This window comes from Thermomonospora echinospora, from assembly GCF_900108175.1.
GTDB lineage: Bacteria > Actinomycetota > Actinomycetes > Streptosporangiales > Streptosporangiaceae > Thermomonospora > Thermomonospora echinospora.
In genome coordinates, this window is record NZ_FNVO01000003.1 from 344,641 (window position 1) to 371,043 (window position 26,403).

At 73.7% G+C, this 26,403-nt stretch carries 21 protein-coding genes; 9 read left to right on the top strand and 12 right to left on the bottom strand.

The window, feature by feature from the left end; genetic code table 11:
• The first annotated feature begins 310 nt into the window (after positions 1 to 310).
• Complete coding sequence (locus tag C4U03_RS09065; RefSeq protein WP_103937233.1) at positions 311 to 2,014, top strand: serine/threonine-protein kinase; 1,704 nt, start codon at positions 311 to 313, stop codon at positions 2,012 to 2,014.
• A 72-nt stretch (positions 2,015 to 2,086) separates the two neighbouring features.
• Here the strand turns inward: C4U03_RS09065 and C4U03_RS09070 are convergent, their stop codons facing one another.
• Both C4U03_RS09070 and C4U03_RS09075 read right to left on the bottom strand, forming a co-directional pair.
• Complete coding sequence (locus tag C4U03_RS09070) at positions 2,087 to 3,358, bottom strand: sensor histidine kinase (protein ID WP_235017726.1); 1,272 nt, start codon at positions 3,356 to 3,358, stop codon at positions 2,087 to 2,089.
• Positions 3,355 to 4,008 carry a response regulator transcription factor gene (locus C4U03_RS09075; RefSeq protein WP_103937234.1) on the bottom strand — a complete coding sequence of 218 codons (654 nt, stop codon included), beginning with the start codon at positions 4,006 to 4,008 and terminating at the stop codon, positions 3,355 to 3,357. The genes C4U03_RS09070 and C4U03_RS09075 overlap by 4 nt, the downstream gene beginning before the upstream one ends.
• Before the next feature lie 224 nt (positions 4,009 to 4,232).
• Between C4U03_RS09075 and C4U03_RS41090 the strand changes: the two genes are divergently transcribed.
• Entirely contained in the window at positions 4,233 to 4,409 is a 177-nt protein-coding gene (locus C4U03_RS41090) for a hypothetical protein (RefSeq protein WP_200827151.1), read from the top strand.
• A 33-nt stretch (positions 4,410 to 4,442) separates the two neighbouring features.
• Here C4U03_RS41090 and C4U03_RS09080 read toward each other — a convergent pair whose 3' ends face one another.
• The 3 genes from C4U03_RS09080 to C4U03_RS09090 all read right to left on the bottom strand — a co-directional run bounded on the left by C4U03_RS09080 (position 4,443) and on the right by C4U03_RS09090 (position 7,533).
• Positions 4,443 to 5,252, bottom strand: a complete 810-nt coding sequence (locus C4U03_RS09080) for an inositol monophosphatase family protein (protein ID WP_103937235.1) — start codon at positions 5,250 to 5,252, stop codon at positions 4,443 to 4,445.
• A gap of 32 nt (positions 5,253 to 5,284) precedes the next feature.
• Complete coding sequence (locus C4U03_RS09085; RefSeq protein ID WP_103937236.1) at positions 5,285 to 6,292, bottom strand: ferrochelatase; 1,008 nt, start codon at positions 6,290 to 6,292, stop codon at positions 5,285 to 5,287.
• 80 nt (positions 6,293 to 6,372) lie between these two features.
• Complete coding sequence (locus C4U03_RS09090; protein ID WP_235017727.1) at positions 6,373 to 7,533, bottom strand: lytic transglycosylase domain-containing protein; 1,161 nt, start codon at positions 7,531 to 7,533, stop codon at positions 6,373 to 6,375.
• Positions 7,534 to 7,851: 318 nt separating this feature from the next.
• On the opposite strand from C4U03_RS09090, the gene C4U03_RS09095 reads away from it, so the two are divergent.
• Positions 7,852 to 9,177, top strand: coding sequence for a D-arabinono-1,4-lactone oxidase (locus tag C4U03_RS09095; RefSeq protein WP_103937238.1), 1,326 nt, complete (start codon positions 7,852 to 7,854; stop codon positions 9,175 to 9,177).
• 380 nt (positions 9,178 to 9,557) lie between these two features.
• A complete protein-coding gene (sepH, locus tag C4U03_RS09100) occupies positions 9,558 to 11,075 on the top strand; it encodes a septation protein SepH (protein WP_103937239.1) in 1,518 nt (505 codons plus the stop codon).
• A 34-nt stretch (positions 11,076 to 11,109) separates the two neighbouring features.
• On the opposite strand, the gene C4U03_RS09105 is transcribed toward sepH, so the two are convergent.
• Entirely contained in the window at positions 11,110 to 12,660 is a 1,551-nt protein-coding gene (locus C4U03_RS09105; protein WP_103937240.1) for a PH domain-containing protein, read from the bottom strand.
• Positions 12,657 to 13,214 carry a PH domain-containing protein gene (locus C4U03_RS09110; RefSeq protein ID WP_103937241.1) on the bottom strand — a complete coding sequence of 186 codons (558 nt, stop codon included), beginning with the start codon at positions 13,212 to 13,214 and terminating at the stop codon, positions 12,657 to 12,659. Before C4U03_RS09110 ends, C4U03_RS09105 begins: the two co-directional genes overlap by 4 nt.
• A gap of 271 nt (positions 13,215 to 13,485) precedes the next feature.
• Between C4U03_RS09110 and C4U03_RS09115 the strand changes: the two genes are divergently transcribed.
• Both C4U03_RS09115 and C4U03_RS09120 read left to right on the top strand, forming a co-directional pair.
• Positions 13,486 to 14,469, top strand: coding sequence for an ATP-binding cassette domain-containing protein (locus C4U03_RS09115; RefSeq protein ID WP_103937242.1), 984 nt, complete (start codon positions 13,486 to 13,488; stop codon positions 14,467 to 14,469).
• A 40-nt stretch (positions 14,470 to 14,509) separates the two neighbouring features.
• Positions 14,510 to 15,346, top strand: coding sequence for an ABC transporter permease (locus tag C4U03_RS09120; RefSeq protein WP_103937243.1), 837 nt, complete (start codon positions 14,510 to 14,512; stop codon positions 15,344 to 15,346).
• A 49-nt stretch (positions 15,347 to 15,395) separates the two neighbouring features.
• Here C4U03_RS09120 and C4U03_RS09125 read toward each other — a convergent pair whose 3' ends face one another.
• On the bottom strand, positions 15,396 to 18,725 hold the full coding sequence (locus C4U03_RS09125; RefSeq protein WP_235017728.1) for an ATP-binding protein: 3,330 nt from the start codon (positions 18,723 to 18,725) through the stop codon (positions 15,396 to 15,398).
• Between the two features lie 271 nt (positions 18,726 to 18,996).
• Positions 18,997 to 20,355, bottom strand: coding sequence for an NAD(P)/FAD-dependent oxidoreductase (locus C4U03_RS09130; protein ID WP_103937244.1), 1,359 nt, complete (start codon positions 20,353 to 20,355; stop codon positions 18,997 to 18,999).
• Positions 20,356 to 20,763: 408 nt separating this feature from the next.
• Between C4U03_RS09130 and C4U03_RS09135 the strand changes: the two genes are divergently transcribed.
• From C4U03_RS09135 to C4U03_RS09150, 3 genes are all read left to right on the top strand, one after another.
• Entirely contained in the window at positions 20,764 to 21,342 is a 579-nt protein-coding gene (locus C4U03_RS09135; RefSeq protein WP_103937245.1) for a YbhB/YbcL family Raf kinase inhibitor-like protein, read from the top strand.
• A 208-nt stretch (positions 21,343 to 21,550) separates the two neighbouring features.
• Entirely contained in the window at positions 21,551 to 23,716 is a 2,166-nt protein-coding gene (locus C4U03_RS09145; RefSeq protein ID WP_146087288.1) for a hypothetical protein, read from the top strand.
• A gap of 75 nt (positions 23,717 to 23,791) precedes the next feature.
• The gene (locus C4U03_RS09150) at positions 23,792 to 24,910 is read left to right on the top strand and encodes a carbonic anhydrase (protein WP_235017729.1); all 1,119 of its coding nucleotides are present in this window, start codon (positions 23,792 to 23,794) and stop codon (positions 24,908 to 24,910) included.
• 142 nt (positions 24,911 to 25,052) lie between these two features.
• Here the strand turns inward: C4U03_RS09150 and C4U03_RS09155 are convergent, their stop codons facing one another.
• The 3 genes from C4U03_RS09155 to C4U03_RS09165 all read right to left on the bottom strand — a co-directional run bounded on the left by C4U03_RS09155 (position 25,053) and on the right by C4U03_RS09165 (position 26,294).
• Positions 25,053 to 25,241, bottom strand: a complete 189-nt coding sequence (locus C4U03_RS09155; RefSeq protein WP_103937248.1) for a hypothetical protein — start codon at positions 25,239 to 25,241, stop codon at positions 25,053 to 25,055.
• A 186-nt stretch (positions 25,242 to 25,427) separates the two neighbouring features.
• Positions 25,428 to 25,817, bottom strand: a complete 390-nt coding sequence (locus C4U03_RS09160) for a hypothetical protein (RefSeq protein WP_103937249.1) — start codon at positions 25,815 to 25,817, stop codon at positions 25,428 to 25,430.
• Between the two features lie 48 nt (positions 25,818 to 25,865).
• On the bottom strand, positions 25,866 to 26,294 hold the full coding sequence (locus tag C4U03_RS09165; RefSeq protein ID WP_200827152.1) for a DUF6191 domain-containing protein: 429 nt from the start codon (positions 26,292 to 26,294) through the stop codon (positions 25,866 to 25,868).
• Between the last annotated feature and the right edge of the window lie 109 nt (positions 26,295 to 26,403).

Sequence of the window (26,403 nt, forward strand, 5' to 3'; positions counted from 1 at the left end):
TCCTGCCGGACGTCACGCCAGTGGATCTTCCGTGGATCGGCCGCCGGAACGCCGGCGGCGGGCCCGCCCGGACCCGTCCGCCCCGGGGCTCCGAGGGCCCCGCGGAACGCCGTGCGAGCCGCCATCGACGTCCTGCGGCGGCGGGATCATATCGGTCCACGGACCGGTCCGCGCGCCGGCCCCGCGGCCGGGCGCGGCCAGGTACCGGCGCGAGCCGCGACAGCGAACCGGACGAACCGGTGAAGCGTCTGAAGTAACGCGATATTGTGCCCGCCTGACGCGGGCTAATCGGGGTCACTGGAGGGTCAACATGCCGGATGCCGCTCCCCTGGAGGCGGGGGATCCCCGCAGGCTGGGGAACTATGAGGTGATCGGGCGGCTCGGCGCGGGCGGTCAAGGCGCCGTCTATCTCGCCAGGGGGGCCGACGGGGAGCACGTCGCCGTCAAGCTGCTGCACGCGCAGATGGCCGCCGATCCCGCGGCTCGCGCCCGGTTCGCCCGTGAGGTGGCCGCGGCGCAGAAGGTCGCACCGTTCTGCACCGCCCGGGTGCTGCAGGCGGACGTGGCCGGCGACCAGCCGTTCATCGTCAGCGAGTTCATCGACGGCCCGTCGCTGCACGACGTGGTCGCCCACAACGGCCCGCTGGGCGCCGTGGAACTGGAGCGGCTGGCGATCGGCACGGTCACCGCCCTGGCCGCCATCCACGAAGAGAACATCGTCCACCGGGACTTCAAGCCCAACAACGTGCTGCTGGCCTCCGACGGCCCGCGCGTGGTGGACTTCGGCATCGCGCGCACCGTCAACTCCCAGGAGAGCGCGGTCACCGCCACCGGCATGGTGGTCGGCACCCCCGGCTACCTGGCCCCCGAGCAGCTGACCGGGGCGCCACTGCAGCCGGCGGTGGACATCTTCGCCTGGGGCGCCACGATGGTGTTCGCCGCCACCGGGCAGTCGCCGTTCGAGGCCGACACACTGCCGGTGATCATCAACCGGATCCTCAACGAGGAGCCGGACCTGTCGGCGCTGGCCGAGCCGCTGCGCGGGCTGGTGGGCCGCTGCCTGTCCAAGGACCCGGCCGGCCGGCCGCAGGCCGCCCAGCTGCTGCTGCAACTGCTCGGCCATGTCGGGGCGGCGCCGGCCACCCCCGCGCCGGCCAGCGAGGAGCTGCTCGACCAGGGCACCCGGATCGCCTCCCGGATGGCGCCGCCGCCCCCGGTCCCGCCGGCGCCGATGCACACCCCGCCGCCGCAGCCGATGACGCCGCCGCCGATGCCGCTGCACCAGGGCGGATACCAGCCCGGCCCGGCCACTCCCCCGCCGCAGCCCATCACCCCGCCGCCGATGCCGCTGCACCAGGGCGGGTACCAGCCGGGCCCGATGACCCCGCCGCCGCAGCCGATGACGCCGCCGCCGATGCACCAGCCCATGCATCAGCAGCCCATGCACCAGCAGCCCATGCAGCGGCCGCCGATGACCCCGCCGCCCGGCCCGGCCTACCAGGGACGGCAGTCCTCCAACGGGCCGGTGATCGCCGGCATCGGGTGCGGGGTGGTGCTGGTGCTGGCCCTGGTGGTCTTCGTGATCGCGGTCGCGGTCAGCGGCGGCGAGGACGACCCCGACCCCGACTACTCGCCTCCCGCCCTGCCGTCCTCCAGCAGCTCGCCCGGCGCGGGCAGCGACCGGCTCCCGCTGGCCTTCAACGGGGTCTGGGAGGGCAAGGGATTCCAGCCGAGCTCCACTACGGACAAGACCTGGGACGTGCGGTTCACCCTGCTCGGCGGCAGCACCACCGGGCTGGTCAGCTACGACGCCGCCAGCTACGACTGCCGGGGGACGCTGACCCTGCAGCCGGGCGCGACCTCGCTGCGGGCGACCTACAAGATCAACATCACCAGTGGCTCGTGCCTGTCCGGCTACGTCACGTTCATCTACCTCAACAGCACCACGCTCCGGTTCGAGGAGCGCGAGACGCTGGACGAGCCCTACATCGCCAGCGGCACGCTGACCAAGTAGCCGGGCGTCCTCGGCGGGGAGCCCTCCCCGCCGAGGACGGCGGCGGTGTCGTGGGGCCCGCCGGAAGGCCGGTCAGGAGGCCAGGGGCAGCCGGACGGTCACGACCAGGCCGCCGCCCTGGCGGGGCGTGGCGTAGACGAACCCGCGGTGCGCCCGCACCACCGAGCGCACGATGGACAGGCCCAGCCCGGAGCCCTTCGCCGACTCCACCCGGTCCTGCTGCAGCCGCCGGAACGGCTCGAACAGCCGCTCCACCTCGTAGGCGGGCACCACCGGTCCGGTGTTCTCCACCTGGACGGTCGCGAAGCCGTCCAGCACCCCGGTGCGCACCCACACCTGGCCGCCGTCGCCCGTGTTGTGCTTGATCGCGTTGTCGACCAGGTTGGTGACCAGATGCTCCAGCAGCACCGGGTCGCCCAGGGCGGTGCCGGCGGCCAGTTCGGTGTGCACCGTGACGCCGGCCTCGTCGGCGCGCTTGCCCTGCGTCTCCAGCACGGCCGCCGCCACCTCGGCCAGGTCGACCGTGGCGCGGGTGGTCAGCTCGCGCTCGCTGCGCGCCAGCAGCAGCAGCCCTTCGATCAGCCGCTCGTGCCGGGCGTTGTTGGCCAGCAGGGTGCGGCCCACCGACTTCAGGTCCTGCGACGCCTCGGGGTCGCCCAGCGCGACCTCCAGCAGCGTCCGGTTGATGGCCAGCGGGGTGCGCAGCTCGTGGGAGGCGTTGGCGACGAACCTGCGCTGGGCGTCGAACGCCTGGCCGAGCCGTTCCAGCATCGCGTCGAAGGTGTCGGCCAGCTCCTTGATCTCGTCGGCCGGGCCCTGCAGCGCGATCCGCTCGTGCAGGGTGCTCTCCGACAGCCGCCGCGCGGTCGCGGTGACCTTCTGCAGCGGCGCCAGCGCCCGGTCGGCGACGAAGTAGCCCAGCACCAGCGCCATCACCCCGACCCCGGCCAGCACCAGCATGGAGCGGCCGAACAGCTCCTTCATCGTGCGGGACTTGAGGGCCTCGGTCTCGATGATCCATCCGTTGGAGGTGCGGATCTGCAGCCCGGACGGGAACACCGAGTCCAGCACCTGCGCCATCAGCACATAGGTGATGAACAGCAGCAGCAGCCCGGCCAGCAGGAACAGCAGCCCGTACAGCAGGGTGAGCCGGAGCCGGACGCTCACCCGCCCGGGCAGCGTCCGCAGGTCCGACATGAAGTCGCCGCCGTCGCCGCGGGGCGCCGGCCGCGGGGCGGACATCGGCTGGGTCACCGGGCCGGCGGCGAACCCGGGCCGGGCCGCGCCGGCCGCCCGCTCCTCGCCCTTGCCCTTGCCCTTGCCGGTCCTGTCGTCGTCGCTCACAGGCGGTACCCCACCCCGGGCACGGTCTCGATCAGCGGGGGATCGCCGAGCTTCTTGCGCAGCGTCATCATCGTCACCCGCACCACGTTGGTGAACGGGTCGATGTGCTCGTCCCAGGCCTTCTCCAGCAGCCGCTCGGAGCTGACCACCGCGCCGTCGGCCCGCAGCAGCACCTCCAGCACCGCGAACTCCTTGCGGGTCAGCTCGACCGGGCGGCCGTCGCGCTGCACCTCCCGCCGGGCGGGGTCGAGGGTGACGCCGGCGCGCTCCAGGACGGGCGGCAGCGGCGCGGCGGCCCGCCGGCCCAGCGCCTGCACCCGGGCCACCAGTTCGGCGAACGCGAACGGCTTGGCCAGGTAGTCGTCAGCACCGATGGTCAGGCCTTCGACCCGGTCGTCCAACTCGCCGGACGCGGTGAGCATGATGATCCGCGCCGGGTAGCGCCGCCCGACCAGCTCCCGGCAGACGTCGTCGCCGTGCACCTTGGGCAGGTCCCGGTCCAGGACCACCACGTCGTACTCGTTCACGCTGGTCCGCTCCAGCGCACCGGCACCGTCGTAGGCGACGTCCACGGCGTGCGCCTGGCGGCGCAGTCCCGTGGCGATCGCGTCGGCGAGCACGCGCTCGTCCTCGACGATGAGAACACGCATCCCCGACCCCCCTCAGAATCCGGATCTACGGTTCGCCGGTGCGCTGGACCGGCCCTCCCAGGTATGCCATATCGGCCGTAAGCCCTCCGTAAGTACCGCATCCAGCATGCCCTGCCCAGATGTAAGGCACCTCACGCCTCGCGCACCCCCTCGGCGAGCAAACAAAAGGTTTACGCGAGCGACAGGTTTGGGTAGGGAATGCGGGGTCTAGAGAGGAAAATCCCATGGGCGAGCTGTCACGCACGATCGAAGAGCGGCTCTCGGACGCCTACGCCTCGCTGCGACTGGCGCGGGCCGATGGTGACGCTTACCTGGCCGACATCCGGCAGTCGGAGATCGAGGAGCTGCGGCGCATCGCCGCCAACCACGACATCGGGGTTCCCTCGCCGGACTGCGACTGACCCCCCAAGCCCCGCCCTGCCGTACGTACGCGTTCAGTCCCGGGCGGGGTCGAGCGATGCCAGCAGGTCGTGCATCGCCTCGAACGTGCCAGGACCCGCCGCGAGCGTGAACTCCGGTCCGGCGGGCGCGCCGTGCAGCCCGCCGACCAGGCCGCCCGCTTCCTCCACGATGAGGGCGCCGGCGGCGACGTCCCAGGCCTGAACGCCGCGCTCGTAGTAGGCGTCCACCCTTCCTGCCGCCAGCGTGCACAGGTCCACCGAGCAGGCTCCGCCGCGGCGGATGTCGCGCACGCGCGGCAGTACCCCGGTCAGCACCTGCGCCTGGTGGGCGCGGCGCTGCGCCTCGTACCCGAACCCGGTCGCCACCAGCGTCCGGTTGAGCGGGACGTCGGTGTTGCAGCGCAGCACCCGCTCGCCGTGGGCGGTGCGCATCCGGGCGCCGCCGCCCCGCACGGCGAAGCAGGTCTCCCCGCGGCGCGGGATCTCCACGACCCCGGCCACGGAGCGCCCGTCGATCTCGGCGGCGATGCTGACGCTCCAGTCGGGTAGGTCGTACAGGTAGTTGACAGTGCCGTCGATGGGGTCGATCACCCAGCGGACCCCGCTGGCGCCCGCGCTGGCGCCGCTCTCCTCGCCGAGCACCGCGTCGGCGGGGCGGGCGGCGCGGATCCGCTCGACGATCAGCTGCTCGGCGGCCCGGTCCATCTGGGTGACCACGTCGGTGGGGCTGGACTTGGTCTGCACCACGGCCGGTCCCTGCACCGGCCGCTTGTCGACCAGCATCCGGCCGGCCTCGCGGGCGGTCTCCAGGGCGAGCTCCAGCAGCTCCTCCGGCAGGCTCATCGTCGCTTCCCTTGGAATCGGTGGTGGTGCGGTCAGGACCGGCCGCGGCAGCAGCCGGCCGTGCAGTCGTCGGGGTGGGGTCCCAGCGTGCCGAGCGCGGGGCGCGGCGCGTCCGGCCCAGCGGTGCGCTCCAGCAGTAGCTCCCGGACCATCGCCACGTACCGGGGATGTGTGCCGGGCGTGGCGGCACGTTCGAAGGCCAGGCCCAGCTCGGCGGCGAGCTCGGCGGCCTCCACGTCGAGGTCGTACTTGACCTCCATGTGGTCGGACACGAACCCGATCGGCACGACCACCACGGCCCGCGTCCCGGCAGCGTGCAGCTTGCGCAGGTGGTCGCCGATGTCGGGCTCCAGCCAGGGCTGGGTCGGCGGGCCGCTGCGGCTCTGGTAGACCAGCGCCCGGTCGTGGCCCGGCGCGGCGCGCTCGGCGACGACCGCGGCGATGTCGGCGAGCTCGGCGGCGTAGCGTTCCCGGCCGGGCTGGTCCAGCGGGACGCTGTGCGCGGTGAACGCCACGTGCGCCCCGTCGCGCAGCTCGGCGGGCAGCCGGTCCAGCGCGGCGTGGGTGGCCTCAACGAACGGCTCCACGAACCCCGGATGGTTGTAGTAGGTCCGCAGCTTGTCGATCTCGGGGGCCCCGGGGACCTCGGCGCGGGCGCGGGCGATGTCGTCGGCGTACTGGCCGCGGCTGGAGTAGCCGCTGTAGGCGGAGGTGACGAACGCGGCGGCCCGCCGGACGCCGTCGGCGGCCATCTGCCGCACCGTGTCTGCCAGGTAGGGCGTCCAGTTCCGGTTGCCCCAGTAGACCGGCAGGTCGATGCCGTGCGCGGCGAGGTCGGCCTCGATGGCGGCCTTGAGCTCACGGCAGTGCCGGTTGATGGGGCTCACTCCGCCGAACAGGTAGTAGTGCTCGGCCACCTGTTCCAGCCGCTGGCGGGGGATGTTCCGGCCGCGCGTGACGTTCTCCAGGAACGGGATAACCTCCTGCGGCCCCTCCGGACCACCGAAGGAGACGAGCAGCAGAGCGTCATAGGACGTCATGTGTCCCATCCAACCAGCCGCGGGGCGGTGCCACCGCCCCGGCATGCGGCCTCGGCGGTCAAGTGGCGCACGTCTCAGGATCAGCGGTAACGCGCGGCGTACGCCCTGGCCAAGTCGAGGACCTTCTGCACGTACCAGTGGGCGTGGTTGTAGGCGTAGACGGCGTTGTAGAGCGACCGTCCGCCTCTTCCGCCACCGTGGTCGCACAGGTACTTGGCGGCGGCGGGGATGGCGTCGTAGGGGTTCATGATGTCGGCCTTGCCGTCCCTGTCGCCGTCCACCCCGTAGGACTTCCACGTGGACGGCAGGAACTGCATGGGGCCGAGGGCTCCGGCGCTGGACGGCCCGGTGTTGCGGCCGTGGTCGCTCTCCACCTGGCCGATCGCCGCGAGCACCGTCCACGACAGGCCCCGGCAGCCGGTCGCGGCCTGCCGGTACAGGTCCAGGTAGTTCGTGGCCTGGCGGTACTTGCGCTCGTTGAGGTTCACCACCTTGGCGCCGCCCCGGAAGATCGCCTCGATGGCCCGGGTCAGCGCGGCCGGATCGGCGCCCGGCGCGTTGACCAGCAGCGCGATGTTGGGGACCAGCCCCAGCTCCTGCCCGGTCCGCTTGCCCACCAGCATGTCGATGCCAGGCAGCCCGAGGTCTCCGGAGCCGCCCAGCATCACGCTGGGGATCGACTTGGCCACGATCGGATACTGGACCCCGGTGCTCAGCCGCAGCTCACGGGCCGCCTTCTGGGAGACCACGAACCGCTCGGCGGCCAGCGCCGCCCACAGCCGGGTATCGCGGGCGGTGGCGGGCGGAGTCCAGGAGCGGAACGCCGACGGGTCGACCGCGAACGTGTTGACCAGCCGGCTCTGCAGTTGCACCGCCCCGCCGGAGACCAGCGCCGCGTCCCGCACGCCCCGCAGCCGGGACACCCGGCGGGCCTGCGCCGCGGTGATCGAGGAGGTGCCGACCACCAGCACGTCCGGAGGGACGACCCGGCGCAGCGGGGCGACCTGGGCGGTGTCGACGACGTTGGCGACCGGACCGGGCAGGCCGGTGGGCTCCGGCAGCGACCGGCCGGTGGCCGCCCGTGCCCGCTGCCGCCCGTCCTCGAAGGTCAGCGCGGTGAACACGCCGCCGGCCAGCGTCACCGCGCTGGCCGCCGCCAGCACGGCCACCGCCAGCCGCCGGCCCCGCCCGGACCGGGCGCGGGGGCGGACGGCCGCCGGGCGGGACCGCGCCGGCGCCACCGTGCGGGCCTTCTTCTCGGGCCTGACGCCCCTTCCGGCGCGGGTGCCGGCCGCGTCCGGACGCCGCGGGGACGCCGGTCCGGCGGGCGGGGACCCGGGGTCACGTGATGGGGGGGAGGCAGCCACAACAATCCCAACGAGGTCGCATTCGTCCTTCTCGTCTCCGTGGTCACCGGATCGTACGGTATCGCCGGGTCCGTGTCGGCGGTTCCCGCTCCGGGACGGCGGATGCGGACGTTCCCGGCGGGCGGGTCACGATTGGATGAACCCGATAAACGTGAATTTCCCTCGCGTTAGCCGTCTCGGTACAGTCTGCCCATGTCCCCCGCACGCACTTCCGGCGCCCCCGACCGCGCCTGGCGGAACTGGGCCGGCAACCAGCGGGCCGTGCCCCGGCGCGCGCTGACGCCGCGCACCACCGACGAGGTCGTCGAGGCCGTCCGCACCGCCGCCGAGGACGGACTGACCGTACGGATGACCGGCTCCGGCCACTCCTTCACCGCCGCGGCGGTCACCGACGGGCTGCTGCTGCGCCCCGGCGGGCTCACCGCGGTGCGCTCGGTCGACACCGCCAGCGGCCTGGTCACCGTTGAGGCCGGCCTGCCGCTGCACGAGCTCAACCGGATACTCGACGAGCACGGGCTGGCCCTGGCCAACATGGGCGACATCCAGCAGCAGACCGTGGCCGGAGCCCTGCAGACCGGCACGCACGGCACCGGCCGCGACCACGCCGGGCTGGCCTCCCAGGTCGCCGCGCTGGAACTGGTGCTGGCCGACGGCAGCGTGGTCACCTGCTCGCGCACCGAGCGCCCGGAGCTGTTCGACGCCGCCCGGGTCTCGCTGGGCGCGCTCGGCGTGGTCACCGCCGTCACCTGGCGGACCGTCCCGGCGTTTCGGCTGCACGCGCGGGAGGAGCCGATGCGGTGGGAGGAGGTACTCGACCGCCTCGACGAACTGGCCGACGCCAACGAGCACTTCGAGTTCTACTGGTTCCCGCACACCGAGGGCTGCCTGACCAAGCGCAACAACCGGACCGACCGGGCGGCCGCGCCGCTGCCGCGCGCCAGGCACTGGCTGGACGACGAGTTCCTGTCCAACTCGGTGTTCGGCGGGCTGCAGCGCCTCACCCGGCGCCTGCCCGCCGCGATCGGCCCGGTCAACGCCGTGTCGGCCAGGGCGCTGGGCGCACGGACCTACATCGACACCTCCTACAAGGTGTTCACCAGCCCGCGCCGGGTCCGCTTCAAGGAGCAGGAGTACGCGATCCCCCGTGAGGAGCTCGTGCCCACACTGCGGGAGCTGCGGGCGCTGTTCGACCGGCGGGACTGGCGGATCAGTTTCCCCATCGAGGTGCGGCTACTGCCGCCGGAGGACGCCTGGCTGTCCATGGCCCACGACCGGCCCAGCGCGTTCATCGCCGTCCACGTCTACAACCGCAACCCGCACGAGGACTACTTCACGGGGGTCGAGGAGCTGATGACCTCGGTGGGCGGGCGGCCGCACTGGGGCAAGCTGCACACCCGCGACGCCGCCTACCTGGAGAAGGTCTATCCGAGGCTCGGCGCCTTCCGGGCGCTGCGCGACGAGCTCGATCCCAGGCGCCGCTTCGCCAACCGCTACACCCGCCAGGTCTTCGGTTCCTGACGGGCCTGGGGCAAAGGATCCACAAGGATCATGGCGGGGCGGCCACGCCCGGCCCCGGGGAAAGGCAAGCTAGAGCGGACGGCGACGGGAGCACGGGCGCACTCGGTCCGCGGATCGGTCGCCGTCCGCTCCCGGCCGGCGGCCCTCACGGGCAGTCCCGGGAATCCGGGAGCGGCGATGTTCGGACATGCCGGGTACGGTGCTGGCAGCAGGCGTGTCCGAAAGAGACACTCGAGACCCGGGGGAAGGGCACGCATGCGCCCAAGGTCGGGCGTCGTAACATATCGGCGCCCCGCGAGCGCCGGTGACGGCGGACGCGGCGGCACCGGGCCGTTCGGCGTCCTTCCAGCGCCGTCGCCGGACTGGCAGGAAGGACACGCATGCAGGAACTGCGCCTCGTCGCGGTCAGCGAGGACGGTACGTACCTCGTGCTGGCCACCGCGGGCCGAGGCACTCGGTTCACCCTGCCCGTCGACGACCGGCTGCGCGCCGCGGTCCGTGGGCACTTCTCCCGACTCGGCCAGTTCGAGATCGAAGTGGAGAGTCCCTTGCGCCCCAAGGAGATCCAGGCTCGCATCCGGGCCGGTGAGACGGCGGAGGAGATCGCCGAGTCCGCCGGCATCCCGGTGGAACGCGTCCGCTGGTTCGAGGGTCCGGTCCTGCAAGAACGCGAGTACATGGCCCAGCAGGCGCAGCGCGTGCCGGTGCGCCGGCCAGGCGAGTCGGCCCCCGGCCCGCCGCTGGGCGAGCAGGTCGAGGAGCGGCTGAACCGCGGCGGCGTGGACCTCGAGGACGTCGAGTGGGACTCCTGGAAGTGCGAGGACAGCAGCTGGCGGATCCGGCTGTCGTTCTTCGACGACGGCCGCCCGCACGCCGCCGAGTGGCTGTTCGACCCGCGCCGCCGCCACCTGTCCCCGCTGGACGAGGTGGCCGCCCGGCTGTCGGGTCTGGAGTGGGAGGACGGCTCCGGCGACGAGGGCGGCGACACGGTGACGCCGCTGCTGCCGCGCCGCCCCGCCATGAAGATCGTCCAGGACCCGCGGGACGTTCCGCCCCCGGCCCTGGCGCCCCGGCCCGCCCCGGCCCCCGGCCCGCGCCGCGAGCACCTCACCGAGCCCGGCCTGGCGGCCGACCCCCGCCAGGCGCCGCGTGAGATGACCGCTGCGGCCCCGCCCGCGCCGGCCGCCCCGCTGGCTCCGGCGCCGCCCGCCCCGGCGGCCCTCGAACGGCCCGCCGCCGTGCCGCCGCACGAGCCGGCGCCCGCACCGCAGCCGGTCCCCGCCGCGCCCCGGCCACAGGCCGCCGCGCCGCAAACCGCTGCGCCGCAGGACGGGGAGCCGCCCGCCGACGCCGAGGCGGAGGCCGAGCCCGCCGCACCGCAGACCGTCGAGGCCGAGGCCGCCGCGCCACAGACCCCGCCGGTGGAGGAGCCCGAGGCCGGCGATACTGGGGAGACTGGGGAGACCGCCCGACCCACCACCGAGACCGAGCCTGAGCAGCCCGCCGCCGAGCCCGAGGCTCCCGCACCGGAGCCCGCGTCCGCCACCGAGGCGGAGGCCGAGCCCGCCACACCGCAGACCGCCGAGGCGAAGCCCGAGCCGGAGCCCGAGCAGCCCGCCGCCTCGCCCGCGGCGGCCGAGCCGCGGCCCCCGGCCCGGCCGGCGCCGCCCAAGCAGCGTCCGCGCCGGGACAAGGTCCCCGGCCGGCCTGCCGCTCCGGCGGCCGGACCGCCCGTCGGTGAGCCGCCCGCCGCGGCCGCCCGCGACGTCCCGGTGCCCGCCCCCGCCACGCCCGCGCAGCAGCGGCAGCCCGCCGCGCGCCGTCGCAAGGCCAAGGGCAAGCGCGCCTCGGTGCCGTCCTGGGACGAGATCATGTTCGGCGCCCGCCGCCCCGACTGAAGCGGCCCGCTCACCCGGGCGGGCCGGGGCGCTTTTAGTCCCGGCCGTCCTCCAGGAACGGCGCCACCCAGCCGGGGGTGATGCCGTGGGCGAACGCGACGGCGTCGTGTTCGCCCATGTCGATGGCCGGATAGCCGCCCTCCCCGGCACCCACGCCCACCGTCAGGGTGGCCAGGCCCAGCCGCCGCTGGAACAGCGTCTGCCGTAGCCGCCAGGCCACCACCGCCCGGTGCTCGATGACCACCCGGCGGCGGCGCAGCGACCCCGACCGCACGACCAGTCGCGTCCCGTCGGTGGCGTGCCCAAGCTGACGGTAACGGTCCAGGCCGAGCGGCACCGCCAGCGCCGCCATCAGCAGCGCCGCGTACACCGCCCAGAGCCGTCCCGCCAGCAGCGCCGGGACGGCCAGCGCGAGCGGCGGCGCGACCGCCCGCACCAGGCGGCGGCCCCGCGCGGCGGGCGGATGCGGGACCAGCGGCCCCGGCACCGGGCCGCCCAGCACGCGGGCGGCGACCCGGAACGCCACCGGGCGCGGCGAGGCCGGCAGCAGGCTCCCCCGGTGGGCGGTGTCGTCCAGCCCGGTGACCAGGGCGCCGAGGTGAACGACCCCGGCGGCGCGTTCGAAGGGGTTGTCGGCCAGCTCCACCCCGCGGATCCGGCGGCGCTCCAGGGTCACGCTGCGCCGGGTGATCAGCCCCCGCTCGGCGACCAGCGCGGCGCCGTCGCGGCCGCGGCCGCCGGCCGTGGCACGCAACGTGAAGTCCCAGTTCAACAGGGCGAACACGACGACCGAGGCGACCGGCATGGCGGCGACGAAGGCCACCGCCAGGGCCACGAACGCCGGCCGGGGCAGACCGGCCACGTCACCGCCCAGCCGGGCCAGCAGCGCGCCGTCGATCAGCCCGAGGTCGTCGCCGAGGTTGTACAGCGCCCCCAGCAGGCTGCCCGCCAGCGCGAACGGGGTGAACAGGTAGGCGCCGCTCAGCGGCGCGAACAGGTACCAGCGGGGCCGCGCCCGGGCCAGGACCACCGGCCCGTCCGGCGCACCGGAGGCCGCGGGCCGCGGCCGGGGGCCGTCCCCGCGCATCAGCAGGTCGCGCAGCCGCTCGGCCTCGGCCCGGGACACCGCGTTCAGCTCCCCGTCGCCGCCCTCCGAACCGGCGTCGAACTGCACGATCGCCAGCCTCAACAGCCGGTGGGTGAGGGGCGCCCTGATGTCCACGCCGCGGATCCGCTCGCGCGGGACGGTCTTCACCGACCGGCCGATCAGCGCCCGGCGCAGCTCGATCCGGTCATCGTGAACGGTGTAGGTGAAGGTCGCCCATTTGGCCATGTGGAACAGGAACCCGAACCCCAGGCCGACCAGCGCAAAGTAGAAGGCCGTCGAAAGTCCGTTCACCGCAAGCCCGGCCGCCCCCGCCACCAGCAGTGCCAGCAGCTCGCGGATCGCCCCGGCCACGAAGGTGAGCGGATGCAGCCGCGCCGCCACCGGCCAGGTCCGCCCGGCCGGTGGCGGCGTACCCGGCGGCGTACCCGGCGGCCGGGCCGCGGCCCGGCCGCCGGTCTTCTCGCCGTGGGAGTTCATGTCGCGTCGTCGCGCAGGTCGTGGGCCCGGCGGGCCAGGTCCTCGGCCAGCCGGGTGGCCACGTCCGCCGGCAGCCCGGCGACCTGGGACGACCCGGCGTGCGAGGCCGTGTTGATCTCGATGGTGGCCAGCCCGAGCAGCCGTTCGACCAGGCCCTGCTCGGTGTCGACGGTCTGGATCCGGCTGACCGGCACCAGCAGCCACTCGCGGGCGAACCAGCCGGTGCGGGTGTAGACCACGTCGGCGCTGACCTCCCAGCGGTGCACCCGGTAACGCCAGGCGGGCGCCACCGCCACCATCAGCACTCCCACCGCCCCCACCAAGACCGGCGGCCACCAGATCCGGTCCGCCGCCCAGCCGGGCACACCCTCCCAGCGGGCCGAGTCCGCCCAGGCGGCGGCCCCCAGCGTGAGCACGAACGCCAGGCCCCAGCCCAGCAGGTAGTCGATGGCCCACTGCGCGATGGCGCGGGGCGAGACCCGGTGGGCAGGCGGCCGCAGCCGTGGCGGCGCGCCGCCGTCCGGCCGCCCCTGGGAGTCGCTCACCGCCGCCACACCTGGAGTCTAGAACTCCGGCGGCCGACCAGCCTGGTCACCGTCACCCGGGAGAAAGACACAGCTGGCCGCCAGGGTGCCGGGCACGTCACCGAGGTTTTGTCAGTGCCTTGTGCGACGGTGGTGCCGGCTGTCAGTGGGCTGGCAGCTCCGTGACAGGAGCGCCGGAAAAACTGGATGCACCAGCGGGCATGCCCCACATAGCTTGACATGCCGTCCCAGCAAGGCCGTGAGATGTCCTGCGCCATCAGCACCCAAGGAGTTTGCGGACATGACTTTCGCCATCGAAGCCGAAGGCCTGGTGAAGCACTTCGGTGAGACCCGGGCGCTGAACGGCGTCGATCTGACCGCCCGCACCGGCAGCGTGCTGGGCGTGCTCGGCCCCAACGGGGCGGGCAAGACCACCAGTGTGCGGGTGCTGGCCACCCTCATCCAGCCAGACGAGGGCCAGGCCCGGGTCGGCGGGTACGACGTGGTGAAGGACGCCCACCGGGTGCGTCAGCTGATCGGCCTGACCGGGCAGTACGCCGGGGTCGACGAGATGCTCACCGGCACCGAGAACCTGGTGCTGATCGGCCGCCTGCTGGGCCTGCGGCGCGCGCAGGCCAGGAGCCGCGCCGCCGAGTTGCTGGAGCGCTTCGAGCTGACCGACGCCCGCGACCGGGCCGCCAAGACCTACTCGGGGGGCATGCGGCGGCGCCTGGACCTGGCCGCCAGCCTGGTCGGCAGGCCGCAGATCCTGTTCCTGGACGAGCCGACCACGGGCCTGGACCCGCGCAGCCGGGGCGGGCTGTGGGACATCGTGCGGGGGCTCACCGACGACGGGGTGACCGTCCTGCTGACCACGCAGTACCTGGAGGAGGCCGACCAGTTGGCCGACGACATCGTGGTCATCGACCACGGCCGGGTGATCGCCCGCGGCACGCCCGACCAGCTCAAGACGCAGGCCGGCGGGCAGATGCTGGAGGTCCGGCCGGTCACCGCCGCCGACCACGTGACCGTCGCGCGGATCGTCGGCGAGCTGACCGGTGCCCAGCCCGAGGTCCGGGACGGCCTGGTGAGCGCGCCGCTGTCGGATCCCGCCGTGATGCCCGCGGTGGTCCGCAGGCTCGACGAGGCCGGGGTGACGGTGGGCGAACTGTCGCTGCGCAAGTCCAGCCTCGACGAGGTGTTCTTCGCCCTCACCGGCCATCACGCCGAGGAGCAGCAGGAGGCCGAAGACGCGCAGGCGGAGTCGGTCAAGGCCGGCGTGTGAGCCGCCCCGCCGCACGGACCCTTCGAACGGAGCTGATGTCATGACCACCGCGACGACCGCCGCGACCCGTCCCGTCCCGCTCTCCCTGGACGGGCGGGTCTCCCCCGGCACCACCGTCCGCAACGTGCTCACCCTGGCGTGGCGGAACCTGGTGCAGATCAAACACAACCCGATGGAGCTGATCGACCTCAGCATCCAGCCGATCATGTTCGTGCTGCTGTTCGCCTACGTCTTCGGACCGGCGATCGGCGGCACCGTGCAGGACTACCTGCCGATCGTGATCCCGGGCATCATCGCGCAGAACGCGCTGTTCGCCACGATGACCACCGGGTTCGGGCTGAACGTGGACGTCACCAAGGGGGTGTTCGACCGGCTGCGCAGCCTGCCGATCTCCCGGATCGCCCCGCTGTCGGGGCGGATGCTGGCCGACACCGTCAAGCAGGTGTGGTCGATGGCGGTGCTGCTGGTGATCGGCTTCGCGATCGGCTTCCGGGTCGAGACCGGGCCGCTGCACCTACTGGCGGCGCTGGCGCTGCTGCTGGCGTTCACCGCGCTGTTCGCCTGGGCGTCGGTCTACATCGGCCTGGCGGTCAGCGAGCCGGAGAAGGTGCAGATCTTCGGGTTCACCATCATCTTCCCGATCACCTTCCTGAGCTCGGCGTTCGTGCCGATCTCCCCGCGCGCCCCCGAGGTGCTGCAGTTCGTCATGCGCAACAACCCGATGACCCACCTGGTGGAGGCGGTGCGCGGGCTGCTGGTCGGCGACCAGGGCGGCGGCCCGGTGGCCGAGCACGCGGCCATCTCGCTGGGCTGGGGCGTGCTGATGGCGGCGATCTTCATCCCGCTGTCCATGCGCGCCTTCAAGCGCCGGATCTGAGGCGGCACGGCGCCGTGGGAGTCCAGCGGCCGCCTCCGCCGCGTCCTGGTCACAGGACCGGCGGGGGCGGCCGCCGCATGCCGAGGTCGGTCAGGACTCCGTCGAGATCGCGGGAGCGGCCCCGTTCGTAGGCGGCGGCGAAGGCGTCCCCGCCCAGTTCCTCCCGCAGGGTCTCCTCCAGCCGCACCGCGAACGGCTGTGACAGGTCCCGCAGGCCGCGTACCGCGTGGCTCATCCCCAGCAGCTCCGCTGCCCGCCTCGGGTCGCCCTCCCGCCATGCCAGCTCCGCCTGACCGGTCAGGACGAGGGCCAGCACGGGGTTGTCCATCGAGGTCACCGCGTGCCGCAGCGCCTCCCGCTGCCATCGGCGGGCGCCGGCCAGGTCTCCGGTCTCCGACGCCAGCCGCCCGGTCATCCAGGTGACTACCGCGGTGAACTGCGGCGGGCCGGACAGCCCCGCGTCGATCAGGTCCCGGACCCGTTCCAGACTGCGGGCGGCCTCTGCGTACTCGCCGCGGCGCAGGGAGAACTCGGCCAGGTAGTAGTGCATCCACGCCAGCGTCCGGTCCGAGGCCGTGTGCTCGGCGGCCCGCAGCGACGCCTCCAGCATCCGCCCGGCCCGGTCCCGCTCGCCCAGCAGGAACAGTTCGCCGGCCAGTTTGGCGGACATGTGCTGCACGGTCTCCTCGGTGACCCCCAGCTCGCGGACCAGGGTCAGCGCCTCCTCCAGCAGGGACAGCGCCCGGCGGTGGTCGCCGCGCCAGGACAGCACCTCCGCCTGGGCGGTCAGCGTGAACGAGATGCCCCAGCGGTCCCCGGTCGACCGGAACCCCTCCAGCGCCGTCGCGAAGTCGTCCTCGGCGGGCTCGACCCGGCCGGTGTTGAGGGCGACCTGGCCGTGGACGAAGCGGGCCATCGACGCCACCCACGGGTCCGGATCGGTGAACAGCGGCTCGATCCGACGCAGGTCGCGCAGATCGAACCCCTGTGTCACCCCGTCCAGCAGCGGGCCCATCAGGCGCAGCACCGGATGCAGCGGCTCGTCATCGAGCCCGGCGCAGATGTCGCGGGACAGCCGCAGCCATCCCTTCATCTCCTCGATCTCGCGTGGCCCACCGAAGGCGGACATCGCCGCGAGCACGGCGGCCACCGCGGTGGTCTGGTCGGCGGGCAGGCCCGGCATCGCCAGCACCTCGGGGACGGCGTCACCGGCCTCGGAGGTGTGCCCGCCCAGCCACCAGTACCAGCCCAGGGAGGCGCACAGCCGCACCGCCAGGGCGGCGTCCCCGGTGGAGATCGTCCAGCGCAGGGCGGCGTGCAGGTTGTCGTGGTCGGCGGCCAGCCGGGCCAGCCAGTCCACCTGGTCGCTGCGCCGCAGCCGCGGCTCGGCGGTCTCGGCCAGGTCGGCGAAGTACTCGGCGTGCGCCCGGCGGTACCGGTCCGCCTCGCCGGACTCGGCCAGACGTTCCAGGCCGTAGGCGCGGATCGTCTCCAGCATCAGGTAACGCGGCGCGTCGTCCGCCGGCGGGCCCGGGCCGGTCCCCTCGGCGCGCAGCACCACCAGCGACTTGTCGACCAGCGCGCTCAGCACCTCGAAGACGTCGGCGGCGGCCAGGCCCGCTCCGGCGCAGACGGCCTCGGCCGCCTCCACGGTGGCGCCGCCGGCGAACACCGCCAGCCGCCGCCACAGCGCCCGTTCGGCGTCGTCCAGCAGTTCCCAGCTCCACTCGACCACCGCCCGCAGCGTCTTGTGCCGGGGCAGCGCCACCCGGCTGCCCGCGGTGAGCAGCCGGAACCGGTCGTCCAGCCGCGCGGCGAGCTGGTCGGTGGTCAGCGACCGCAGCCGGGCGGCGGCCAGCTCGATCGCCAGCGGCATGCCGTCCAGCGCCCGGCAGATCCGTACGATCCGGGCGACGTTGTCGGCGGACACCGTGAAGCCGGGCCGCACCGCGGCGGCGCGGTCGGCGAACAGCCGGACGGCCGGGTAGCCGACCGCCTCGTCGGGGGCGGCGTGCGGCGGCGGCAGCGGCAGCGGCTCCACCGGCCACAGCGTCTCGCCGGTGATGCCCAGCGGCTCGCGGCTGGTGGCCAGCACCCGGACCCCGGGGCAGTCGGCCAGCAGCCGGGCCGCCAGCCGCGCGGCGGCGTCCAGCAGGTGCTCGCAGTTGTCCAGCAGCACCAGCAGCCGCTTGCCGCCGAGCGCCGCGCTCAGCCGGTCCAGCGGGTCGGCGGTCTCCAGCGAGCCCGGCACGCCGCGGGGCGTGATGATCTTCGTCTCCCGCAGGCCCAGGGCGGCCAGCACGGTGTGCGGCACCTCGGCGGGGTCGCCGACCGGGGCCAGCTCCACTGCCCACACCCCGTCCGGCAGGGCCGCCAGCAGCCGTTCCCCGCACTCCAGCGACAGCCGGGTCTTGCCCGCCCCGCCCGGCCCGGTCAGCGTCACCAGCCGGGACTCCCCCAGCAGCTTGACGACCCGCTTCACCTCGTCGTCGCGGCCGATGAAGCTGGTCAGCCGGGCGCGCAGGTTGCCGCGCGGCGGCCCGTTCCGATCCGGGCCCTGGGACGGCCCGTTCTGATCCGGCACGGCGGCCGGGGCGGCGGGCTGCGTTGCGGCGTCCGGTACCAGCGGGGGCGATGGGCGCAGCGCGGGATCCTGGCGCAGCACTGACAGGTGGATCGCCTCCAGGTCGGGGGACGGGTCCACGCCCAGGGAGTCGGCCAGCAGCCGTTTGGTGTCGGTGTAGACGCTCAGGGCCTCGGCCTGCCGGCCTGCCCCGTACAGCGCCCGCATCAGCCGGCCCCGCAGCGTCTCGCGCAACGGCTCGGCGGCCGTCAGCGCCTGCAGTTCGGGGATCAGCTCGGCGTGGCGGCCGAGCACCAGGTCGGCGTCGATCCGCTCCTCCAGGGCGGCCCGGCGCAGCCCCTCCAGCCGGGCGACGGGGCCTTCGGCGAACGGCAGCCGGTCCACCTCGGCCAGGGCCGGGCCGCGCCACAGCGCCAGCGCCTCACGCAGCCGCGCCGACCGCTGCGCCGGGTCAGGCATGGCGCGGGCCCGGATCACCGCGCTCTCGAACGCGTGCGCGTCCACCGCCTCGCGGGGCAGCTCCAGCCGGTAGCCGCCGGCGGGCGAGCCGATCAGGTCGCGGCCGACCGCCGCCCGCAGCCGGGACACCAGCGACTGCAGGGCGTTGGAGGCGCCGACCGGGGGCCGGTCCTCCCACAGGTCGTCGATGAGCCGCCCGGCCGGAACGGTCCGGCCGGCCTCCAGTGCCAGCAGGGTCAGCAGTGCGCGCAGCCGGGCCCCGCTCACACTGAGCGGGCGGCCGTCCCGGGTCACCTCGACGGGCCCCAGGATCCCGATCCGCACGATGTCAGGCACGCGACGATTCTCCCCCGCCGGGCGGACCGCCCGCTCCGGCCCGTTGGTGAACGGCCGCTCCGTCCCGCAGGGGCCGCCACCGGACGGCCTCCACAGCCGATCCCCCCGGCCGCACCGGTGAACGATCGCGCCCGCCGGTGGCTCCGGTCCGGGTGCTGGGCGGTCCGCCACCGGGTGACCGCGGCCGCGGACGGAGGAGGGGGTTCGGGCACGACCGCGCCCCCGGGAACGTTCCCGGGGGCGCGATCAGAAAGTGCAGAAAGTGGCTGGATCAGGCCGCGTGCGAGCGCGGCTTGGCCTCGTCCCGGCTGGCCAGCTCGAACTCGGCGCGGGGCTGCTCGATGCTGCCCAGCGACACGGTCTCGCGCTTGAAGACCAGCGCCAACGTCCAGTCGGCCAGCACCCGGACCTTGCGGTTGAGGGTCGGCACCCGCGACACGTGGTAGGTGCGGTGCAGGAACCAGGCGGCCAGCCCCTTCACCTTGATCCCGTACACGTGGGCGACACCCTTGTAGAGGCCGAGCCCGGCGACCGAGCCGACGGAGTTGTGCACGTACGGCTTGAGGGTCTTGCCGCGCAGCGACCGGACGATGTTGTCGGCGAGCACCTTGGACTGGCGGACCGCGTGCTGGGCGTTCGGCGCGCAGAACTGGCCCTCGGTGGTCAGGTCGGGCACCGCGGCGTTGTCACCGGCGGTGTAGGCCCGTACCACGCCCTCGACGGTGAGGTACTCGGTGGCCTTGACCCGGCCGCGCTCGTCCAGCGGCAGGTCGGAGTTGCGCACCACCGGGGCGGCCTTGACGCCGGCGGTCCATACCAGCGTGCCCGCCGGGAACCGGCTGCCGTCCGACAGCTCGACCTCCCCACCGACGGCCGACTGCAGGAAGGTCTTCATCTTCACGTCGATGCCGCGGCCGCGCAGCTGCTCGGCGGTCCACTTGCCCATCTCCGGGCCGACCTCGGGCAGGATCCGGTCGGAGGCCTCCACCAGCACCCACCGCAGGTCCTCGACGCTGACGTTGCGGTAGTACTTCACGGCGCTGCGGGCCATGTCCTCCAGCTCGGCCAGCGCCTCCACGCCGGCGAACCCGCCCCCGACGAACACGAAGGTCAGCGCCTTGCGGCGGATCTCGGCGTCCTTGGTGGACTCGGCGATGTCGAGCTGGGCGAGGACGTGGTTGCGCAGGTGGATGGCCTCGCCGATGGTCTTGAAGCCGATGCCGTGCTCGGCCAGGCCCGGGATCGGCAGGGTCCGCGAGACCGAGCCGGCGGCCATCACCAGGTAGTCGTAGGAGATCCGCTCGGGCGGCCCGGCCACCGGCTGCACGATCGCCCAGCGCTGGTCGTGGTTCAGCTCGGTCACCCGGGCGTTGAGCACGTTGCAGCGGGGCAGCACGCGGCGCAGCGGCGCCACGACGTGCCGGGGGGACAGGTTGCCTGCGGCTGCCTCGGGCAGGAACGGCTGGTAGGTCATGTACGACTGCGGGTCAACGACAGTGATCTTGACCTCGCCCCGCTTGAGCTCGCGGCGCAGCTTCTTCTCCAGCCGCAGCGCGGTGTACATGCCCACGTAGCCGCCGCCCACGATGAGGATGTGGGGCGCGCCAGGGGTCTGGGGTCGCCTGGCCATGTGCCGGCCTCCTAGTGACGGTGGATGCTTGTGAAGGCGTTCACAAGCTATCCGAATAACCCGACCGAACGCGAATCCATTCCCCGTTAAGAACGCCAGAAGTTTACAGCAGAGCAAACCAGACCACGTCTTGCCGAGTGAACTATGCCACTCCTTCGCGGAAATCCGGGCTCTGCACGCCATACCACCCATGACCAACGTCACAGTGGCATGTTTCCGGACGGATCGGGAGGTAACGGGTGCCCGGAACGTCCCCTTCCCCGATCGGTCCCCCCGCCGCCCCGCTTCCGCACGGACGTACCCGCGGCGAGGCTCTAGGGTGGAGCGGCGAGGAAGGCGCCCGCCCCGGCGCACGGCACAGGCACCGGCCGGGGGGAAGCCGCGAGGATCGCCCGGGAGCGTTACGGAATGAACAGCAAGTACCGGCGGCCGTATGCGGCCGTGGCCGCCGTGGCCGCGCTGACGGCCACGGTCTCCGGCTGCGGCCTGACTGGCCCCGCCATGAACGCCGGTGCCGACATCGCCGAGTTCACGGTGACCAGCCCCGCCTTCCACGACGGCAAGGACCTGCCCGCGAGATTCGCCTGCCCGGCGTACCCTGGGGGCCAGGGCAGGACGCCACCGCTGCGGTGGTCGGGCGCGCCGAACCAGACGACCAGGGCGTTCGCCATCGTGATGGACGACCCCGACGGGTCGGACGGAGCGCACGTCGGCTGGGTCATCGCGAACATCGACGGAACGACCAACGAACTGATCGAGGGCGCCCGTCCCGAGAAGGCGGTGGAGGCACTGAACACCAGCAAGAAGACGGCGTACGTGCCACCGTGCCCCCCCAAGGGCGAACGGCACCGCTACCGCTTCACGCTGTACGCGCTGAGCGAGCGGGTGCCGCTCCAGCAGGGTGCGCCGCTCAAGGAGGCGCTGAGCTCCATCGCCAAGTACACGGTGGGCCGGGGACGGATCACCGGGAACTTCGGCACTCGGTGACGACGTTCGACGAGCGGTCCACGAACCTGGGGGTGTGGTTGATGTCCGCCAACGGTGTGACAGGGGTCATGGGGGTCGGCCACAATCGGCGGAGGTCCCCCGGAACCGGAACCCAGGCGCCAACGTCAAGCTGCAGGGGCTTTCGGGCCTCGGCCCGACAGGCCGCGCCGGCGATCCTCGCTGGGCCATGGCATTGGATGGTTACGCAATGATGATGTACATCGTCGTCCCCGGCCTCATCGTGGTCGTCATCCTCGTGGTGGTCTTGGTGGCCCTGGGCATGCGGGCCAACCGGACCAGCGCGGACGACGACGACTGGACGGCCGACGAGCAGCCCCCGCCGCCCTCCCGGGGACGCCGCGCCGCGCCCCCGCCGGTGGAGGAGCCCGTCGAGGACGGCTATGACGAGCACGGCCCCGGCTACGACCGCCGGGTCGCCGGCGGCCCCCCGGCGCCCGCCCCCGCCGGTCCTCCCGCCCCACCGCCGCCCTCCCGGGGACGCCGCGCCGCGCCGCCCGAGGACCTGGGCGACCTGGCCGACGAGCCGGGCGACGAGATGGACGACGACAACTACTGGGCGACCATCACCTTCGACAAGCCCAAGTTCCCCTGGCAGCACGACCGCAAGGACGAGCGCGCCGGCGCCGAGCTGGCCGCCGCCGACCCGTTGGGCGCCCCGGTCCCCGACCACGCCGACGAGCCCGGCGGCCCGCAGGGACAGCAGCCGCCCGCCCCCGCCGAGCCCATGATGACCCAGCCGGTCTCGCTCAACGACCTGCCCCCCTCCGGCTACGACGCCGGTGGCTACGGTGACGGCGGCTATGGCGACGGCCAGTACGACAACCAGTACGAGGGCGGCTATGCGCCCGACGGTGGCCAGTACGGCGGCGACCAGGCTCCCTATGGCAACGAGCCCGGCTACGGTGGCGAGCCTGCCCCGTACGGCGGCGAGCCTGGCCACTTCGGCGAGCCCGCCGCCGCCGGGTACGGCACCGGCCCGCAGTCGATGCCAGCCTCGCCCCCGTCGTTCCCCGGCTCCCCCGAGCCCCACGACCTGCCGGTCGCCTCACACTTCCGCGGCGACGCCCCCGCCGACTTCCGCGGCGACGCCCCCGTCGATCCGCTGGGCGGCGATCCGGCCGGGCCGACGCGGCGGGACCCGCTCGACTTCCCGACGCCGCCTCCGGCCTCCGACCCGCTCGGGCTGCCGATGAGCCGTCCGGACGACCGCACCGCCGCGTACGGCTCCCCCGCCGAGACCACCTCCTACGGCGGCCCGGCCGACCCCTACGGCAGCCCGGCCGACCCCTACGGCAGCCCGGCCGAGACCTCCTACGGCAGCCCGACCGACCCCTACGGCAGTCCCGCCGAGACCACTGCTTACGGCTCCCCTGCCGAGACCACCTCCTACGGCGGCGGGGACGGCGGCTACGGGACCTCCGGCACGCCCGCCTACGGACCGGACTCTCCGTCCGGTGGCCCGGGCCCGCTGCAGGGCGGGTTCGGCGACCGCGGCCTGCCCCGTACCGAGCCGGGCATCCCCAACCTGGGCGGCCCCGCGAGCCACGGCGCCCCGGCCGCTCCCGCGGCCCACGGCGCCTCCTCCGGGCAGAGCGACACCGACGGCCACCGGCTGCCCACCGTCGACGAACTGCTGCAGCGCATCCAGTCCGACCGGCAGCGCTCGACCGGCTCCACGGCGGGCCCTGCGGCGGGCTCCGGCGGCGGGTCGCTGACCGACCCGCTGAACGACCCGCTCAGCACCACCCATGACCCCTCCTATGGCTCGGCCGCGCCGTGGTCGTCCTCGACGTCCGGCTCGGGCGGCTACGAGCAGCCCGGCCGCGGTCACACCGACGACCTGGCCGGCGGGCAGTTGTCCGGCAGTGGGCTGTCGGGCGGTTTCCCGGGGCTGGGCGGCGGCTCGGCGGGCTACGGCTCCTCGGGTTCTGGCGGGTCCGGCTCGGGCCAGGGCTACTCCACCGACGGTTACCCGTCCTCCCCCGCCTACGGCGAGCCTCCCCGCTACGACGACCCCCTCGGCGGCACTTCGCCGGCGGGCCGCGACTCCTACGGCACGTTCGGCAACATGGGCGGCGAGTCGTCCACGCTGTCGGGGTCGGCGGGGTCGGGCGGCGCGGGCGGCCCCGCCGAGCAGGGGCGTTACGGGGACTTCAGCGGCAGCAGCTACAGCGCGGTCAACGACCCCAACGCCACCCAGGCGTTCAGCAATGACTACTTCGGCTCCCAGCCCGGCTACGGCCAGCAGGGCTCCGGTGAGGCCCCGCGGGGCGAGCAGGGCCCCGGCTACGGCCAGCAGGACCCGCAGCAGCCGAACGACGACTGGGAGAGCCACCGCGACTACCGACGGTGATCGGCAGTCCGCGCGGGGCTCGCCCGGTCCGGAGTGCGCCACCGCGCGGATCATGATTGCATACTCCAAGTGACTGTGAAATCACCTGGAGCGACTGCCCCGCGTCGGGGTCTTCCCGCCTCGTTCGTCGTCCTCCTGGTCGCGGTCACCGGCTCCCTGACGTTCCTCGGCGTGCCCCGGCTGATGGGCGTGCTGCGCCGGGTCCTGGCCGGTGCGCCGGTCGGCCCGGATCCGAACGGGGACTCCATGGACCACGCCGCCTTCGAGGCGGTGCACGGCCGGCGGATGACCCACGAGGGTCAGGGTGGCGAAGCCGACATAGCTGAAATCCGCAGAAATTGGTACCAAAGAGGGGTGACAGGTGATACGTCCCCCTCGCGCAAGTCTTCCCCTCCTGGACGCTGGTGGGCGCCCTGGGCCGATCGCTGGCGGCGCAGCGGCAGACCGGAGCCGGACTCCACGGAGGTATCGCCGAGCGGCCTGCTGCTGGCGGGGGTGCGCGAGTACCACGGCCAGATGGTGCCGCTGGTCCGGCCGATCATGGCCGAGTTGGCGTTCCAGCAGACTCCCGACCATCTGTTCATCACCTGCGTGGACTCGCGGGTGGTGCCCAACATCATCACCGCCAGCGGGCCGGGTGACCTGTTCATCGTCCGGAACGTGGCCAACCTGGTGCCCCGGCACGGCGCGCCGGTTCCCGACGACTCGGTGGCGGCGGCGGTGGAGTACGCCGTCAACGTGCTGGACATCAAGACCATCACGGTGTGCGGGCACTCCAACTGCGGTGGCATGGCCGGTGTGCTGGCGGGCGGCGCCGAGATCAGGCACCTGTCCGGGCTGTCGCGGTGGCTCCGGCACGCCGAGCCCAGCCTGGCCCGGTTCCTGGAGGCCGAGTCCGAGACCCGGTCCGACGCCGGATCGGACGCCGGATCCGACGCCGGATCCGGCAGGGTCGAGGAAGCCGAGTCCCCGCTCACCCGGCTGTGCCAGGTCAACGTGCAGCAGCAACTGGACAACCTGCTGACTCATCCGTGGCTGCGCGAGCGGGTGGAGGCCGGGAGGCTGGAGCTGGTCGGCCTCTTCCTGGACTTGGAGTCGGCCGAGGTGCGCGTGCTGGACCGGCAGGCGGGCGTGTTCGTCGCCGTCCCCGGCGAGGCCCCCAACGACGCCCAGGACCTGCCCAGCCGGGCCTGACCCGTTTTCACGACCATGGGCCGCCCCTTCCGGGACGGCCCATGGGTCGGCCGGGTCGTCAGGCCCTCTCGTCGGGTCGCGGCGTCCGGCGGGGACACCCCTCACAGGTCCCCGCAGTCTCGCCGCCGGCCCCGGCCGGGTTTCAGTGGTGTGTCAACTGCTCCTGGCCCCCGCGTACGTACATCCCGGTGACCCGACGTGCCCGGCGGACGCCTCCGCGGTCCGCCGGGGCGAACAGCGAGTCACGCCGGCTGGCCCGAGCGAACTCGACCAGGTAGACGAGCGACGACACGAGCGCGATGAGCGCGACCGCTGCGATGATGAGGAACATGGTCGCTTCCTCCCTGCGGGCTCGGCGCTGGCCCGCCCTGTTGCCGGCCCCCGTCCGACCGGCTCGTACCACGACCGTACGGACACGGAATCGAACTGTTTGTGTCGTCTGACCTGAATGTCATAAACAGCCGACGCGAAACGCCAGGGTCGCCCCATCGCCGGGGCGGTCAGCAGCCAGGGGCGGTCAGGGAGCGGGAGTGGAGGGGCCGGGGCTCGGGGAGGGGGACTGCTCTCGCAGGGCGGCCTCGACCAGCTTGATCGCCTCGGCGAGGGCGGCCAGCCGGGTGCCCTCGCGGCGGTAGACCTCCAGCAGCGCCTCGACACCGTGCGGCGGGACCGACTCGCCCAGATCGACGCGGGCGGTGCGGAAGCCCTCGCGTGCCGCCGTCACACATGCCTCGACGTGCTGGCGGGCCATCCGGACCAGGGTGGGCGGGTAGCGGCGGAACACGCCGTAGCGGCGGTACTCGGGTGGCACCAGCTCCAGCAGCCAGGCCATCGCCGTGTCCTCGAACCGCTCGGTGCCCGGCGGATGCACCTGGGCGGGCCAGCCGGGAGGAACGTGGGCGCTCACCCGCTCACGATAACCCGGTTTTCGAACTTGCGTTCGATCCGGGTCACCTCACGCCCGGCCGGATCCGGTCTCGCCCGAGCCGGGCTCGGCGGCCCCGTCCGGGCCCTCCGAGGCCGCCTGGCCCTCCGGACCCGCCGCCGCGGCGGCGGGTCCGGCGCGGCGGATGCGGATCTTGCCGGAGTCCAGGTCGTCGCGGGCCTTGCCGTCGCCCTCGACATGGTGGTCGTCACCGCGGCGCAGCCGCTGCGCCTCCTGCTCCTGGAGCTGGATCTTCTTGGCCCCGGAGAAGGCGGCGTGCAGGTCCTCGAACATGCCCGCGCCGAATCCGGCGCCGGTCTCCCCGTCGCCGCGGATGGCGCCCATCATCGACGTGCGGCCGGTGCCGCCCGACGGCCAGTCCACGACCTCGGGCTCGACCGTCCTCGGCTTGGCCGCACGGCCCTTGGGCCGCCTGCGGCGGCGGAAAGGTGACTTCACGCTGACTCCAACGCTCCCGGTCCCCCGTTTGATCCCGCACCGGTCCCGCGGGCCGCCCCCGCCGACGACCCGGCCGGAGCCGGTCCGCACAGCCGTACGGCGGCCTTGA

Excerpts from the sequence above, each read along its gene's own strand:
- C4U03_RS09120 (WP_103937243.1), top strand. The coding sequence starts at position 14,510 with ATGACCACCGCGACGACCGCCGCGACCCGTCCCGTCCCGCTCTCCCTG.
- C4U03_RS09075 (WP_103937234.1), bottom strand. The coding sequence starts at position 4,008 with ATGCGTGTTCTCATCGTCGAGGACGAGCGCGTGCTCGCCGACGCGATC.
- C4U03_RS09095 (WP_103937238.1), top strand. The coding sequence starts at position 7,852 with ATGTCCCCCGCACGCACTTCCGGCGCCCCCGACCGCGCCTGGCGGAAC.
- C4U03_RS09115 (WP_103937242.1), top strand. The coding sequence starts at position 13,486 with ATGACTTTCGCCATCGAAGCCGAAGGCCTGGTGAAGCACTTCGGTGAG.
- C4U03_RS09130 (WP_103937244.1), bottom strand. The coding sequence starts at position 20,355 with ATGGCCAGGCGACCCCAGACCCCTGGCGCGCCCCACATCCTCATCGTG.
- C4U03_RS41090 (WP_200827151.1), top strand. The coding sequence starts at position 4,233 with ATGGGCGAGCTGTCACGCACGATCGAAGAGCGGCTCTCGGACGCCTAC.
- C4U03_RS09080 (WP_103937235.1), bottom strand. The coding sequence starts at position 5,252 with ATGAGCCTGCCGGAGGAGCTGCTGGAGCTCGCCCTGGAGACCGCCCGC.
- C4U03_RS09085 (WP_103937236.1), bottom strand. The coding sequence starts at position 6,292 with ATGACGTCCTATGACGCTCTGCTGCTCGTCTCCTTCGGTGGTCCGGAG.
- C4U03_RS09155 (WP_103937248.1), bottom strand. The coding sequence starts at position 25,241 with ATGTTCCTCATCATCGCAGCGGTCGCGCTCATCGCGCTCGTGTCGTCG.
- C4U03_RS09145 (WP_146087288.1), top strand. The coding sequence starts at position 21,551 with ATGATGATGTACATCGTCGTCCCCGGCCTCATCGTGGTCGTCATCCTC.
- C4U03_RS09105 (WP_103937240.1), bottom strand. The coding sequence starts at position 12,660 with ATGAACTCCCACGGCGAGAAGACCGGCGGCCGGGCCGCGGCCCGGCCG.
- C4U03_RS09065 (WP_103937233.1), top strand. The coding sequence starts at position 311 with ATGCCGGATGCCGCTCCCCTGGAGGCGGGGGATCCCCGCAGGCTGGGG.
- sepH (WP_103937239.1), top strand. The coding sequence starts at position 9,558 with ATGCAGGAACTGCGCCTCGTCGCGGTCAGCGAGGACGGTACGTACCTC.
- C4U03_RS09135 (WP_103937245.1), top strand. The coding sequence starts at position 20,764 with ATGAACAGCAAGTACCGGCGGCCGTATGCGGCCGTGGCCGCCGTGGCC.